This window comes from Streptomyces sp. WY228 (assembly GCF_019287315.1).
GTDB lineage: Bacteria > Actinomycetota > Actinomycetes > Streptomycetales > Streptomycetaceae > Streptomyces > Streptomyces caviscabies.
This window is the reverse complement of record NZ_CP079114.1, coordinates 8,107,118-8,120,248: the sequence shown is the minus strand read 5'-3', so window position 1 is coordinate 8,120,248 and position 13,131 is coordinate 8,107,118. Positions and strand designations below refer to the sequence as shown.

Here is a 13,131-nt window from a genome sequence, read left to right as displayed (position 1 = left end):
TCCTCCAGATACTTCTCATCGCCCGAATGGCGGTGGGGCGCACAGTACTGCCATCGCCCCGGAACGGCGCATCCGCCCCGTGCGTAGTTCCCGGCACCAACTCGGCTCATATCCGCGCTACTTCCGGCAAGGCGGGCAAGCCTCCCGCGGAACTGTCCTGCGGTGGTGGCCGAATGAGAGGGTGGGTTGTGCATCTATCTGCCGCCGCCCACGCGCCCGAGACTGGAGCTTGACCCGTTCTATGCGCATGCTGCTGATCCGTCACGGCCAGACACCGTCCAACCTCGGCCACTTCCTGGACACCGCGCACCCCGGACCCGGCCTCACCGACCTGGGCCTGCGGCAGGCGGCGGCGCTGCCCGGGGCGCTCGCCGGGGAGGACATCGCCGCGTTGTACGCCTCCACCCTGACGCGTACGCAGCTCACGGCCGCACCGCTGGCCGCGGAGCGGGGCCTCGAGGTCCTGATCCGGGACGGGATCCGGGAACTGTCGGCCGGCGACCTGGAGATGCGGGCCGACGAGGACGCCGCCCGTCAGTACCTGACGACCGTCTTCGCCTGGCCGGCCGGGGACACCGCCCGCAGGATGCCCGGGGGCGAGAACGGGACGGAGGCACTGGCGCGCTTCGACGCGGTGGTGGCCGAGGCGGCGCGGGCCGTGGAGCGAGGGACCGTGGCCCTTGTCAGCCATGGTGCCGCCATCCGCGTGTGGACAGCCGCCCGAGCGCGGAACGTGACGGTCGAGTTCGCCGCCCAACACAGCCTGGACAACACGGGGGTGGTGGTGGTCGAGGGCTCGCCGGACTCGGGATGGACGGCAACCTCCTGGGCCGGGAGGGTCGTTCCGGGGGTCACCGCGAGCGGCTGGGCGGACGGCGGCCCGGCCGGCCAGACGCTGCCGGCCGCGGAACTGCGACCGGAGCAGGGACCGACGGATGATCGGCCCATCGTCTGACCCCCGCGCCCACTCCCCCTCATCGCGGCAGGCTCCAAGGGGCACGCTCGAAAAGGCAGACCCATTGATGCTGGGCAAGGGGAAGAGACGTCGACGTCACAGGGCCTTGTGCATGATGTGCAGCCCCACATAGCCCTGGGTCGGGTGCTGGAAGCCCTCCGGGAGGGTGCCGATCACGTCGAACCCGATCGACCGGTAAAGCTTGACGGCGTAGGTGTTGGTCTCGACCACCGCGTTGAACTGCATGGCCCGATACCCTGCGGCGCGAGCCCAGTCGACCGTGTATTCGCACAGTGCGCGCCCCACTCCCCTGCCGGAGTGAGCGGGGTCGACCATGTAGGTGGCGCTGGCTATGTGGGAGCCGTTGCCCATGTGGTTGCGGTTCATCTTCGCCGTACCGAGCACCGTCCCGGCATCGTCCACGGCGACGACCACCCGACTCGGCGCCGGGACGAACCACCATCCCTCGGCATCCTCCTGACCGAGATCGAGCGGATAGGTGAGCGTCTCACCCGCGGAGACGATCGAATGGAAGAAAGGCCAGATGGCGGGCCAGTCCTCGGGGGTTGCTTCCCTGATCAACATCCGGACAGGATGGCCTATCCGTACGAGCGGCGCCACGTCTTAACCGGTGCCCCGCCCACGCCACCCCAGCCTTGCCAGCAGCCCTCTTCCGGTCGGCAGGCTCGCCGCGGCGGTTTTGCTCCGCGCGGCCGGCACCGACCGGGCTTCTGCGTCGCCGCCGGGGCGCGGGGCCGGCCGGTCCTCGCGCGCCGCGTCCAGTTCCAGCGTCAGGTTGATCCGTCGCCAGAGGATCTCGTCGGGGTCGTCGGCCAGTGTCAGCTCGCCCATCGTCTCCCTCGCCGCCATGGACGCCGGCCGTCCGAAGACCGGCTCCGGCCGGACCCGTACGAGATAGGCGCGTTCATAGGGGTCGTCCACCACCTCCGCCAGTTGTACGGGGTCCAGTGCCGACGCCTGGACAGCCGCTCGCGCCCAGGGGTCCGGCGTGCGGGTCAGCAGCCGGTCGATGCGCTGCGAACGCCAGTTGCGGGCCCGCCAGTCGGCGCCCGACTCCAGCATCGTGCGCATTCCCGGAGGCGTCCGTCCGGCGAGCAGCTCGGGTTCCCGGCCGGCGAACGCGGCCAGTTCGCCCGCGAGGTAGAGCCAGACCACCGCGCGATACCGGTTCAGATAGAACGTGACCGGTGAGAAGCAGCCCGCTCGTGCCAGCCGGGTGAACCGTGCCGGAGCGATGTCCAGCAGGGCCGCGCCCGCAGCCGTACCGACGGTGCGGACCCGCTCCGCAAGGGCATCGGGGAAGCCGGGCTCCTCCCGCAGGCGCGCGATCTCCTCCTCCGGCACCCGTGGCCGCCCACCGCCCGATGCGCCGACGACCGCGATCAGTCCCAGGTGCACCGCGAGCTCGAACTCCGCGCGTCGTAGGCCCAGCTCCTGGGCCGCACGCCCGGCCGCGGCCGTACCCGCCGGGGCGGCACACGAGGTGCGCCCGCCCTCGGGCGCCGCGCCCGCGTCCTCGGTCCGCGACTCCTCCGCCCGCGCGTCCCGGGTCCGGGCGTCCCGGGTCCGCGTGTCCTGGGGCCGCGTGTCCTGGGTCCTGGTGTGCGTTCGGAACACTTCCCTGACCGTCATGGCTGTCCTCCCCCGTTGGCTCGAATACTCTCCGTGATCACGGTAGCCCGAGGGAGTCATCACCCGTCAGCCCTGTGGATAACTCCTCACCGGCGACGGAAAGTGCAGGTCAGAACGGTCCGACGTCCTCGGGCCCGCCCTGGCGGACGGAGACTCCGAGGTGTTCTCCGACCCGGTTGACGAGCAGGGTCATCTCGTAGGCGACCTGGCCGACGTCGGCTTCGGCCGCCGTCAGCACGCACAGGCAGCTGCCGTCGCCCGCGGCCGTCACGAAGAGCAGGGCCTCGTCGAACTCGACCATCGTCTGGCGGGCCCGGCCCGCCCGGAAGTGGCGCCCCGATCCGCGTGCCAGACTCTGCAACCCCGAGGAGACCGCCGCCAGATGCTCCGCGTCCTCACGGGCGAGCCCGGTGCTGGCCCCGGTGACCAGCCCGTCGTTCGACAGCACCAAGGCGTGCCGTATGAATTGCACCCTGTTGGTGAGATCGTCAAGGAGCCAGTCAAGTCCCCGGTCAAGCGGCATGTGCTCGTCCTCCCCGTACCTTCGTTCCCCGTGCCCCGCTACGCGCGTAAGCCTCGCGCAACGGCCCCGTGGGGGCAAGCGCCCCTCACCGCCCGGGGTGCCGCTTCGCGCCATGCGGGGATCGGGCCCAGGATGGGCCCATGGCACACCACATGACCGATGAAGAATGGCGGGCCTTCCTCTCCGAGGGCACGCGCACGGCGAAGATTTCGACGGTGCGGGCCGACGGCAGTCCGCACATCGCACCCGTCTGGTTCCTTCTCGACGGCGATTCGGTGGTCTTCAACACCGGCAAGGAGAGTGTGAAGGGGCGCAATCTCGCACGCGACGGGCGGGTAGCCCTGTGCGTCGACGACGACCGGCCTCCGTACGCGTTCGCGGTGGTGCAGGGGCATGCCGAGCTGAGCGAGGACCCGGAAGAACTCCTGCGGTGGGCGACGCGGATCGCCGGCCGTTACGTGGCGTCCGACGTGGCCGAGGAGTTCGGCCGCCGCAACGGCGTGCCCGGCGAACTAGTCGTGCGGGTGCGGATCGACAAGGTGGTAGCGATGGCCGACATGGCCGACTGACGGACCGGGGTTCCGACGCCGAGCCGTCAGCCGACGGAGGCGAGGAGGCGGGCGGTGTGCACCCGCCCGGCGTACTCGACCGTACGGATCAGGACTTCTTTTCCGGAGGCCCGGTCCCGGGCGTCGCACGGCACGACCGGCGTGCCCGGGTCGAGGTCCAGCGCCCGCGCGACATCGCGCTCCGTATGGTCGGGAGCGCCGGGGAAGCGGTTGACGGCGACGACGAACGGTATCCGCCTGCGCTCGAAGTAGTCGACGGCGGCGAAGCAGTCCTCCAGCCGCCGGGTGTCGGCGAGCACGATCGCCGCCAGGGCGCCCTCGCACAGTTCGTCCCAGAGAAACCAGAAGCGGTTCTGGCCCGGCGTGCCGAACAGGTAGAGCGTGAGGCCCTCGTGGACGGTGATACGGCCGAAATCCATCGCTACGGTCGTGGTGGCCTTCCGCTCCACCCCCTCGGTGTCGTCCCGGTCCCGGCCGCTCTCGCTCAGCGTCTCCTCCGAGTGCAACGGACGGATCTCGCTGACCGAGCCGACCAGGGTCGTCTTCCCGGCCCCGAAGCCGCCCGCCACGACGATCTTCAGGGTGAGCGCGATGTCCTCTCCGATCATGGGCGTGCGCCCCTCTCTGTCTCTCTTCAGGAATCGCTTCGGGCGTCGGGCTGCGGGGCTCAGGAATGGTTCGGGCCGACAGCATGGCAACCCGTCGGCTTCGTCCGAGCGAGTTGATCGTTCTTGACCGATGCGGCTTCACTGTGGTCGCTTCTTGCCGCATCCCGACCTCAATACGTGCCTCTTGGACGAGCCGGATGTTCTGCGCCCGCCCCGGGCCCTTCCGGAGTGGCCCCTACACTGGTCTTTTCGGCTGCCTGGAACGGGCAGCGGTGCCGGGCCCGTGCAGACGGCCCGGGGACGAGGAGATTCGAGCGTGTCGACAGGTTCCGGCGGCGGTTTCCAGGATCCGCCCGCGGAGGTGCTCGCGGAGGCCGCGGCGGCGTTCGGGCTCCTGGCGACACCGGCACGGCTGCACATCGTGTGGGCGCTGGCCCAGGGTGAGAGCGATGTGACGGGGCTCGCCGAGCGGGTGGGCGGCACGCTTCCTTCGGTCAGCCAGCATCTGACGAAGCTGAAACTGGCCGGTCTCGTCCGCTCCCGCCGCGAAGGCCGACGGCAGGTCTATCTGGTCGACGATCCCGATGTGGTGACGGTCGTCCGGCTCATGGTCGGCCAACTGGCCGAACGCGCCGGGCACGCCTCCCAGGAGCCCGTCCGCCTGCGTGAGCTCGGTGCCTGAGAGCAGTTCAGCCGCGGGCTCCGGACACCTCGCCGCCGCACCGGCCTCCGTCACACCGTTTCCCGGCGCGGACAGCGGCACGGATTCCGCGACAGGGTCCGGCCGGAACCTCACGGCCACCGCCCCGGCCTCCGGCACCGGCCCCACCGCTCTGCAGACGCTGCGCGCGCTCGACAGCGGGCCGCGCGGGCTGCTGGAGGCGGAGGCCGAGATCCGGCTCGGCCGGACGGGCGAGAACGTTCTGCCCGCCCGGCGGCCCGTGCCCTGGCCCCGACGCTTCCTGCGCAGCCTCCGGGACCCCTTCACCTCCGTACTGCTCGGCCTCGGCCTGGTGTCGGCCCTCGTCTCCGCCTGGGGCACCGCCTGCGTCATCCTGACGCTCGTCGCGGTGAGCTGCCTGCTGCGCTCGGCCGAGGAGCACCGGGCCGACCGGTCGACCTCGGCACTGCGCGAGCTGGTGGCGACCACGGCGACCGTCGTGCGCCGCGCCTCGGACGACGCTCCTCCGCTGGAGCGGGAGGTGCCGGTCGCCGACCTGGTGCCGGGGGACGTGATCCGGCTGCGGCCGGGTGATCTCGTACCCGCCGATGTGCGGCTGCTGCGCACCGACGGCCTCACCGTCCATCAGTCGGCGCTGACCGGGGAGTCGGCGCCGGTGGTCAAACAGGCCCTCGACGTCCCCGACCCCGCGCTGTCCGGGGCCGGGCCGTTCGCACAGCCGCAGTGGTGCTTCCAGGGCAGCAGCGTCACCTCCGGCAGCGGTACGGCGGTGATCGTGGCCACCGGTGGGGCGACCCGGTTCGCCGCCGCCCATGAGGGGCGGGCCGGGCAGCGGGGCGCGAGCGCCTTCGACCGGTCGGTCCAGGGGATCTCCTGGACCCTCATCCGCTTCATGCTCCTGACTCCGCCGTTGGTGCTGATGGCCAATGCGGCGCTGCGTGGCCGGGGCCTGGAGACGCTGCCCTTCGCCGTGGCCGTCGCCGTCGGGCTCACCCCGGAGATGCTGCCGGTCATCGTCACGACGACGCTCGCGCGAGGCGCTGCCCGGCTGGCACGCACCAGCGGAGTGATCGTCAAGCGGCTCCCGGCGCTGCACGACCTGGGCGCGGTGGATGTGCTGTGCCTGGACAAGACCGGCACGCTGACCGAGGACCGGCCTGTCGTCGCCGGGGCGACCGACGGTGCGGACCGGTCGGATCCGGATGTGCTGCGGTGGGCTGCGGTCAGCGCCCTGTGGACGCTCCAGCTGGCGGAGCTGCCCGCGGCCGACGCGATCGACGAGGCGGTGCTGGACGCCGCCGACGCGTGCGGTCCGCCCGCTGCCGGGGAGGTGGATCCGGAGGCGTACGAAGGTGTCGCCGTGCTGCCCTTCGATCCGGTGCGCCGCGTCGCGACCGCCGTGGTGCGGAGACCCGGCCGGCTCGGCGTCCACACCCTGGTCACCAAGGGCGCCGTCGAGGCGGTGCTCGACCGGTGCGCCATGGACGGGGCGGAGCGCGACCGGCTGCTCGCGCTGGCGGACCGCAAGGCCGGGACCGGGCTGCGCCTGCTGGCCGTGGCCCGTGCCGACCGGGTGGCACGGGCGGGCGCGTACACCCCCGCGGACGAGCGCGGTCTGACCTTCCTGGGTCTGGTGGCGCTGCGGGACGTTCCGGCTCCGAGCGCCGCCGACGCCCTCGGGGTGCTCGCGCGGCGGGGTGTGAGCGTCAAGGTGCTCACCGGTGACCACCCGGGCACGGCCGCCCGGGTGTGCGCGGACCTCGGTCTGCACCCGGAGGGACGGCCCGGACCCGACGATGTGGTGACGGCCGAGGTGGTGGACAGCCTGTCGGACGCGGAGCTGGTCCGGGTGGCGGACCGGGCCACGGTGTTCGCGCGCTGCACCCCCGAGCACAAGGCCCGGATCGTCTCGGCCCTGCGCGCGGGCGGCCACACGACCGGCTTCCTCGGTGACGGCGTCAACGACCTGCCCGCCCTGCACGCCGCCGACGTCGGCATCTGCCCGCGCAACGCCGTGGACGTGGCCAGGGAGGCGGCCGATGTCGTCCTGGCGGAGAAGGACCTCACCGCGATCGACCGTGCGGTGCTGGCGGGCCGGCGCAGCAGCGGGAACATCGCCACCTATCTGCGGATCACGCTCTCGTCGAACCTCGGCAACGTCATCGCCATGCTGACGGCCGGGCTGATGCTGCCCTTCCTTCCGATGCTCCCGGCGCAGGTGCTGGTGCAGAACCTCTGCTTCGACGCAGCGCAGCTGGCGTTCGCGTTCGACCGCCCGGCCGCATCGGTCCTGCGCCGCCCCACCGCACTGCGGCCGCGTGACTTCCTGCGCTTCATCACGGGTTTCGGCCTGCTCAACGCGGCCGCCGACCTCGCCACCTTCGGGGTGCTCGCGCTCGCCCTCCACAACGCCTCCGGGGACGGCGGGGAGGCGGCGTTCCACGCCGGATGGTTCACGGAGAACCTGCTCACCCAGGCCCTCGTGATGATCCTGCTGCGCACCGGGCGCAGCGCCGCCGAGCGCCGGGCGGGCGGGCCTCTGCGGGCCGCCGCGGCGATCCTCGCGGCGGTCGGCGTCGCCCTTCCGCTCACCCCGCTCGGGCCGTTGCTGGGCATGAGCGCCCTGCCGCCCCTCTACTACCTGTTGCTCGGCTCGGTCCTGGGGCTGTACGCGGTCGGGCTCACGGCGGCCCGCCGCCGCTACGAGCGCCGCCACCTGCCCGACGCCGAACCGGACCAGGTGACGGAACGACAGGGGGAGCGTGTCGGACGCTGAGGGGCACCACGCCGAGGGGCGCCCGGTCCGGCCCGCAGCGATAGTTGTACAGTTGCGCAATGCGGCAACTGTTGCCGTGCGAACGGAGAGAAGGGCGGGACCAGAATGTTGCGCAACGGCCTGGAGCCCTGGCACCTGCTGATCCTGGCGGTCATCGTGGTCGTCGTCTTCGGCTCGAAGAAGCTGCCCGACACGGCCCGCGCCCTGGGGAAGTCGATGCGCATCCTCAAGAGCGAGGCCAAGGCGATGAAGGACGAGAACGCCCCTGACACGCCACAGCCGGGGCGCTGAACAAGCCTTCCCCGGCTCCCTTCGGCCGCCGCTCATTTCACGGCTTGCGCAATCCGGGAACCCGGAACGCCGCGCTGAGCGTTCGTACAGGTAGCGGCCACAAGAGTGACAGCAGAACAGCACCGATCACCCGGGCCCGTACGCGGAGCAGCCTCGGGCACCGGATCGCAGGTGCGGACCGACGGAACACTGGAGGAATTTCATGGGTGTGACCCTGGCCAAGGGCGGCAACGTCTCCCTGTCGAAGGAGGCCCCCGGCCTGACCGCCGTGACGGTCGGGCTCGGCTGGGACGTGCGGACCACGACCGGCGCCGATCACGACCTGGATGCCAGTGCGCTGCTGTGCTCCGAGGCGGGCAAGGTCCTCTCCGACAGCCACTTCGTCTTCTACAACAACCTCACCAGCCCCGACGGTTCCGTCCGCCACACCGGTGACAACCTGACGGGTGAGGGCGAGGGCGACGACGAGTCGGTCGAGGTCGACCTGTCCTCGGTCCCCGCCGAGGTCGCGAAGATCGTCTTCCCGGTGTCGATCCATGACGCCCAGAGCCGGGGCCAGAGCTTCGGCCAGGTGCGCAACGCCTTCATTCGCGTGGTGAACCGGGCCAACGGCGTCGAGCTCGCCCGTTACGACCTCAGCGAGGACGCCTCCACCGAGACCGCGATGGTCTTCGGCGAGCTGTACCGGCACGGCACCGAGTGGAAGTTCCGGGCCGTCGGCCAGGGCTACGCCTCGGGCCTCGCGGGCATCGCCTCGGACTACGGCGTCAACGTCTGAGCGGACCGATCGGGCTTCCGGTGATCGCGCGGCCCTCGCCGGTTGCGCGATCATGTCCCCATGGCCGACGACCACGCTCATGTCCTGGACTTCTTCACCCCGCGTGCGGCCGGCTGGGACAGCCGGTTCCCCGACGACGGACCCGCCTACGCCGCCGCGGCCGGAATGCTGGGGCTGCGTCCCGGTGATGCCGTGCTCGACGCGGGCTGCGGGACGGGCCGTGCGCTGCCCGCACTGCGAGCGGTGGTCGGGCCACGGGGCACGGTGCTGGGCGCCGACCTCACTCCCGCCATGCTGGAGGAGGCGGCGCGGGCAGGCCGAGGGGACAGCGGGACGCTGCTCCGGGCGGACGTCGCGCGGCTGCCGTTGCGCGACGGAGCCCTGGACGCGGTGTTCGGTGCCGGGTTGATCTCACATCTGTCCCGTCCCGAGGCCGATATGGCGGAGCTCGCCCGGGTGGTCCGGCCGGGCGGGGTCCTGGCTCTGTTCCATCCGATCGGCCGGGCCGCTCTCGCCGCACGTCATGGTCGCACCATCACCGACGACGACCTGCGGGCCGAGCCCCGGCTGCGTGAGCTGCTGGCCGGTGCGGGGTGGCGACTGGAGTCCTACACCGACGAGGACGACCGGTTTCTCGCCCTCGCGGTCAGGCAGGCCTGAGGGCCGAAGGCGCGGCGGGCCGCAGCACCGTACGGGAAGTACCGGGCCGTACGAGACCCCTCGCAGCCGCACGGCCCGGCGTACGGCCAGGTCAAAACGGTCGGGGCGATCGCGTCACTCGGCGGGCGACTGCGACGGCCTGCGCCCGGGAACGGGACAGCCGCGGACGCCCGGCGTGGGGAACGTACCGAGCTCCGCGACCTCGTACCCCTCCGGATATCCCTTGATCTCGGGGTTCTGGCGCGCGTAGTGGGGCGTCCGCCGGGGTGGCAGAAGCCGGACGGCACGCGCCCGGAGCCGGAGCGCGCCCCTGGTCAGCCCCCGGGCGACCGGCCCCGGGCGGCGGTAGCGGAACGCCCTGAGCAGCGAGTCGTCCAGGAGCGCGAGGCTGGCGCCGCGCACGACCGGAGCGAGGGGCGCCGGATACCAGGACGCCATCAGTGCCAAGGTGGCGTCGGAGACCCGGCGGGCTCCTTCGTCCCAGCCGAAGTGCTCGCGCTCGTAGGCGTCGAGAGTGCTCTCGAACTCCTCGTACGTTCCGGGGACGCCCTTGATCCCCATGCGGGCGCCGAGCGTGCGGTAGTAGGCGGCGAAGGCTCCCAGCTCGTGGCAGCACAGCCGCCGCCAGCCGAAACTGTCCAGCCAGCGCTTCGGGGTGACGACGAACGTGCACAGGACGTAGCGCATGTCGTCGTTGCTGATGTCGTAGCTGCGGTGCATCTGGTTGATCCGGCGGACGGCCGTGCGGCCTTCGTCGGTCTCGAAGCCGTGCTCCACCACGGTGTCGAGCAGCAGGGCGGTGTCGTCGTACCGCTTCTGGGAACGCTCCGTCAACTCGGCCGTCTCGTCGAGGAGTCGGCCGATGCTCGGCACCGCATAGGTGCGGTAGAGGGCCAGTTCGAGGGCGCGGGTGACGTCCCAGGGGAACTCGTAGGTGACGGTGAGGCGGTAGATCTCCAGGAAGTCCCGTTCGGGGTCCAGGCGCTGAATCTCTTTCAGCCGGTCGTACCGCTTCACCATGCTGTTCCCCTCGTTCGGCCGGACGGCCGAGTTTACGCGGAGGCCCCACGCGCGCGCCCGGCCCTTCGGCCTTCCTCCACCCGGACGAGATGGGCCCGACGCCGGTCCACCGCCGCTCGCCGGGGCCTCGACGAGGGGGTTACCGAGTAGTTAGGGTGCGCCGACGACCAAGGAACACGGGACCGAGCGATGGGCGTGTGGGCGATGAGCGATAGGGAGGACACCGTGGCCGGTGCGAAGGATGCGGCCGCCGACGACGCACTGCTGGTGCTGACCGCGATGCTGCTGACGCCCGCGCGGTTCCCGAGCGTGCTGGGCGACGACTACGTGGCCGCGTGCGGCGCGCTCGCGCTCGAACCGTACGAGGAGGGCTACGGCCTCGTCCTCGGCCAGGACGGCGAGGGGGCCCGGTGGACCGTGGTCGTCGAGGACGCCTCCCAGGTGGCCGTCGCCATCGCCGCGTGGGACTGCGGCATGGAGCATGACCTCTCCCCCGACGAGCGCTCCATGGTGTGCGCGCTGCCGGGGTGGCCGATGGACCTGGCCGTCTCGGCGCCCGGCGTCCCGGATCCGCACGATCCCGAGACGGACGGGGAGGGCCCCGCGCCTCTGGCCCCTCCCGACGCGGAGGCCTGGGGTCCGGCGCAGCGGCGGCTCGGCGCCGACGAGATCGCCGCTCAGTGGTCCACCTGGCGTGAGCAGATCGACGACGCGCAGTTCGTACGGCCCGGGGCCGAGGGAGAGCCCGAGGACGCCTCCTCCCTGGCGTCCCCGCCCTCCCGACACCCCGGCGTACGCAAGGCCCTGTCGGAGGCGGACGGCTATACGAAGACTCCGCCGCCGCCCGGGCGGATCCGTTCCTCGTACGCCTCGGCCGACGCACGCACGCTGCGCGTCGACGGGCCGGGGTGGTCGATGGTGGCTCGCACCGACGACATCGCGCTGTTCCTGCTGGACGAGGAGCCGGGCACGGTCATCCCGGTCGGCCGTGGAGCGGCGCTGCCCGGTCTGCTCACCGCCCTGGACGAGCTGGCCGTCCATCCCACGTGACGCCCTCGCGGGTCACCCGTGCGCCGTCCGAGCCACACGATTCCCACGCCTCGTTCCCGCACAGGGCAGCTCCGGGTCCGGGCTCAGCGGCCGATCTCCTTGCGGTTGATCCTGCGGAGCCTGCGCCGCTGGGACGGGTCCAGCAGCAGATAGCCCGCGACCGGAACCCCGATCACGACCAGCAGCGCCCACCAGAACCCGATCAGGGGCCACAGGATGGCTGCCGCGAGAACTCCCCCGATAGCGACCTTCGCACCATTCGACATGGTCCACGCCTCCTTCGCGGCCGGCGCCGCTCCTGTTCAGTGAACGCCTTCGCGCTCCGGTACGTTCCCCGCCGGCCCGCCCTGTCGCAGCGGCTCACCGACCTCGTGCATGTGCGACAGCGCCTGCCGGTAGGACTCGATCAGTCCGGTCTCCGTGTACGGCATGCCGATCGCGGAGCAGTGCGCCTTGACCAGGGGCTGGGCGAGCCGCAGGTTGGGGCGCGGCATGCTCGGGAAGAGGTGGTGCTCGATCTGGTAGTTCAGCCCGCCGAGGAACCAGTCCGTCAGGACGGCGCCCCGTACGTTGCGCGAGGTCAGGACCTGCCGCTGGAGGTGGCCCCAGCGCTCGCCGTCGGGGTCGGGCATCTCCATGCCCTTGTGGTTCGGGGCGAAGGCCATGCCCAGGTGGAGACCGAACAGCGCGTGCAGCACCAGAGCGAAGACGATCGCCTTGCCCGGCGAGAGTGTGCTCAGCAGCAGCGCGGCGTAGAGGCCGATGTGCGCGGTCAGCAGCAGCGCCGAGACGGCCCGCTCCCGGAGTGGCTGGCGACGCAGGAACTGAAAGCCGTAGATCTTCAGCGCGATGCCTTCGAGCAGCAGCATCGGGAAGAACAGCCGGGCCTGGTTCCTGGTCAGCCAGCGGGCGAATCCCTCACGCTGTGCCGCCTGCTTCTGGGTCCAGACCAGCGCGCCGACACCGACATCGGGGTCCTTGTCGATGTGGTTGGGGTTGGCGTGGTGGCGTACGTGCTTGTCGTTCCACCACGCCTCGTTCATACCGAGGAGCAGATTGGCGTGTACGAGCCCGATCAGTCTGCTCGTCCTGCGGTCACCGGATATCTGCGCATGCCCGGCGTCATGGGCGACGAAGGCCGTACGGGTCCACAGAACCGCCCACGGCAGGGTGAGGCACAGGCTCCACCAGGTGTCTCCGAGCAGGACGAAGCCGGTGATCAGCGCGCCCAGGGCCACCAGGTTGGCGGTGATGCCGAGGACGTAGCGGTCCGTGCGGCGCTCCAGCAGGTCCTGGTCCCGTACGACACGCAGCAGCGGAGCGAAGTCGCTACCCGGCGCCGCCCCATGGGCGCCGGCGGGGCGGCCCGGACTGCTTTCGTCGGCGGGATCCGCAACAGTGGCTGTCGCCTGGGGCATGGACGTCTCCGGTCTCTGGAACATCTGCGCTGACCTGATCGAACGTACGGATCCGAGGCCGGTGGGAGCCATGGCGCCACCACCCTGGTTCCCCTGGGGCAGACCCCCGGGGCCGATGGTGGGGCTGGCTGCACCATCAGCCCCGAAA

15 protein-coding genes are annotated in these 13,131 nt (G+C 71.5%); 8 read left to right on the top strand and 7 right to left on the bottom strand.

Annotated elements, in window-relative coordinates:
- Positions 1–241: 241 nt before the first annotated feature.
- Positions 242–955: a histidine phosphatase family protein gene (locus tag KV381_RS35515; protein WP_218787088.1), complete on the top strand. Its 714-nt coding sequence runs from the start codon at positions 242–244 to the stop codon at positions 953–955.
- A 96-nt stretch (positions 956–1,051) separates the two neighbouring features.
- On the opposite strand, the gene KV381_RS35510 is transcribed toward KV381_RS35515, so the two are convergent.
- The 3 genes from KV381_RS35510 to KV381_RS35500 form a co-directional block, all read right to left on the bottom strand.
- The gene (locus KV381_RS35510) at positions 1,052–1,540 is read right to left on the bottom strand and encodes a GNAT family N-acetyltransferase (RefSeq protein ID WP_030084693.1); all 489 of its coding nucleotides are present in this window, start codon (positions 1,538–1,540) and stop codon (positions 1,052–1,054) included.
- A 39-nt stretch (positions 1,541–1,579) separates the two neighbouring features.
- On the bottom strand, positions 1,580–2,608 hold the full coding sequence (locus KV381_RS35505) for a DUF6397 family protein (protein ID WP_030084694.1): 1,029 nt from the start codon (positions 2,606–2,608) through the stop codon (positions 1,580–1,582).
- A 109-nt stretch (positions 2,609–2,717) separates the two neighbouring features.
- Positions 2,718–3,131: a roadblock/LC7 domain-containing protein gene (locus KV381_RS35500; protein ID WP_030084696.1), complete on the bottom strand. Its 414-nt coding sequence runs from the start codon at positions 3,129–3,131 to the stop codon at positions 2,718–2,720.
- A gap of 140 nt (positions 3,132–3,271) precedes the next feature.
- On the opposite strand from KV381_RS35500, the gene KV381_RS35495 reads away from it, so the two are divergent.
- On the top strand, positions 3,272–3,700 hold the full coding sequence (locus KV381_RS35495; protein WP_030084698.1) for a PPOX class F420-dependent oxidoreductase: 429 nt from the start codon (positions 3,272–3,274) through the stop codon (positions 3,698–3,700).
- Positions 3,701–3,726: 26 nt separating this feature from the next.
- On the opposite strand, the gene KV381_RS35490 is transcribed toward KV381_RS35495, so the two are convergent.
- Positions 3,727–4,308 (bottom strand): ATP/GTP-binding protein, encoded by a 582-nt coding sequence (locus KV381_RS35490; RefSeq protein WP_218787087.1) that lies wholly within the window; start codon positions 4,306–4,308, stop codon positions 3,727–3,729.
- 316 nt (positions 4,309–4,624) lie between these two features.
- Between KV381_RS35490 and KV381_RS35485 the strand changes: the two genes are divergently transcribed.
- The 5 genes from KV381_RS35485 to KV381_RS35465 all read left to right on the top strand — a co-directional run bounded on the left by KV381_RS35485 (position 4,625) and on the right by KV381_RS35465 (position 9,495).
- Positions 4,625–4,990, top strand: a complete 366-nt coding sequence (locus KV381_RS35485) for a metalloregulator ArsR/SmtB family transcription factor (RefSeq protein WP_030084704.1) — start codon at positions 4,625–4,627, stop codon at positions 4,988–4,990.
- A complete protein-coding gene (mgtA, locus tag KV381_RS35480) occupies positions 4,983–7,766 on the top strand; it encodes a magnesium-translocating P-type ATPase (RefSeq protein ID WP_373461225.1) in 2,784 nt (927 codons plus the stop codon). The genes KV381_RS35485 and mgtA overlap by 8 nt, the downstream gene beginning before the upstream one ends.
- Before the next feature lie 105 nt (positions 7,767–7,871).
- Positions 7,872–8,057 (top strand): Sec-independent protein translocase subunit TatA, encoded by a 186-nt coding sequence (gene tatA / locus KV381_RS35475; protein ID WP_030084708.1) that lies wholly within the window; start codon positions 7,872–7,874, stop codon positions 8,055–8,057.
- A gap of 202 nt (positions 8,058–8,259) precedes the next feature.
- Positions 8,260–8,835 carry a TerD family protein gene (locus KV381_RS35470; protein ID WP_030084710.1) on the top strand — a complete coding sequence of 192 codons (576 nt, stop codon included), beginning with the start codon at positions 8,260–8,262 and terminating at the stop codon, positions 8,833–8,835.
- A gap of 60 nt (positions 8,836–8,895) precedes the next feature.
- Positions 8,896–9,495 (top strand): class I SAM-dependent methyltransferase, encoded by a 600-nt coding sequence (locus KV381_RS35465; protein ID WP_030627884.1) that lies wholly within the window; start codon positions 8,896–8,898, stop codon positions 9,493–9,495.
- Positions 9,496–9,609: 114 nt separating this feature from the next.
- On the opposite strand, the gene KV381_RS35460 is transcribed toward KV381_RS35465, so the two are convergent.
- Complete coding sequence (locus KV381_RS35460; RefSeq protein ID WP_030627889.1) at positions 9,610–10,515, bottom strand: oxygenase MpaB family protein; 906 nt, start codon at positions 10,513–10,515, stop codon at positions 9,610–9,612.
- A gap of 204 nt (positions 10,516–10,719) precedes the next feature.
- On the opposite strand from KV381_RS35460, the gene KV381_RS35455 reads away from it, so the two are divergent.
- The gene (locus tag KV381_RS35455) at positions 10,720–11,565 is read left to right on the top strand and encodes a hypothetical protein (RefSeq protein WP_030627891.1); all 846 of its coding nucleotides are present in this window, start codon (positions 10,720–10,722) and stop codon (positions 11,563–11,565) included.
- Between the two features lie 83 nt (positions 11,566–11,648).
- Here the strand turns inward: KV381_RS35455 and KV381_RS35450 are convergent, their stop codons facing one another.
- A complete protein-coding gene (locus KV381_RS35450) occupies positions 11,649–11,831 on the bottom strand; it encodes a hypothetical protein (protein ID WP_010062402.1) in 183 nt (60 codons plus the stop codon).
- Positions 11,832–11,867: 36 nt separating this feature from the next.
- A complete protein-coding gene (locus KV381_RS35445; RefSeq protein WP_050504904.1) occupies positions 11,868–12,983 on the bottom strand; it encodes an acyl-CoA desaturase in 1,116 nt (371 codons plus the stop codon).
- Between the last annotated feature and the right edge of the window lie 148 nt (positions 12,984–13,131).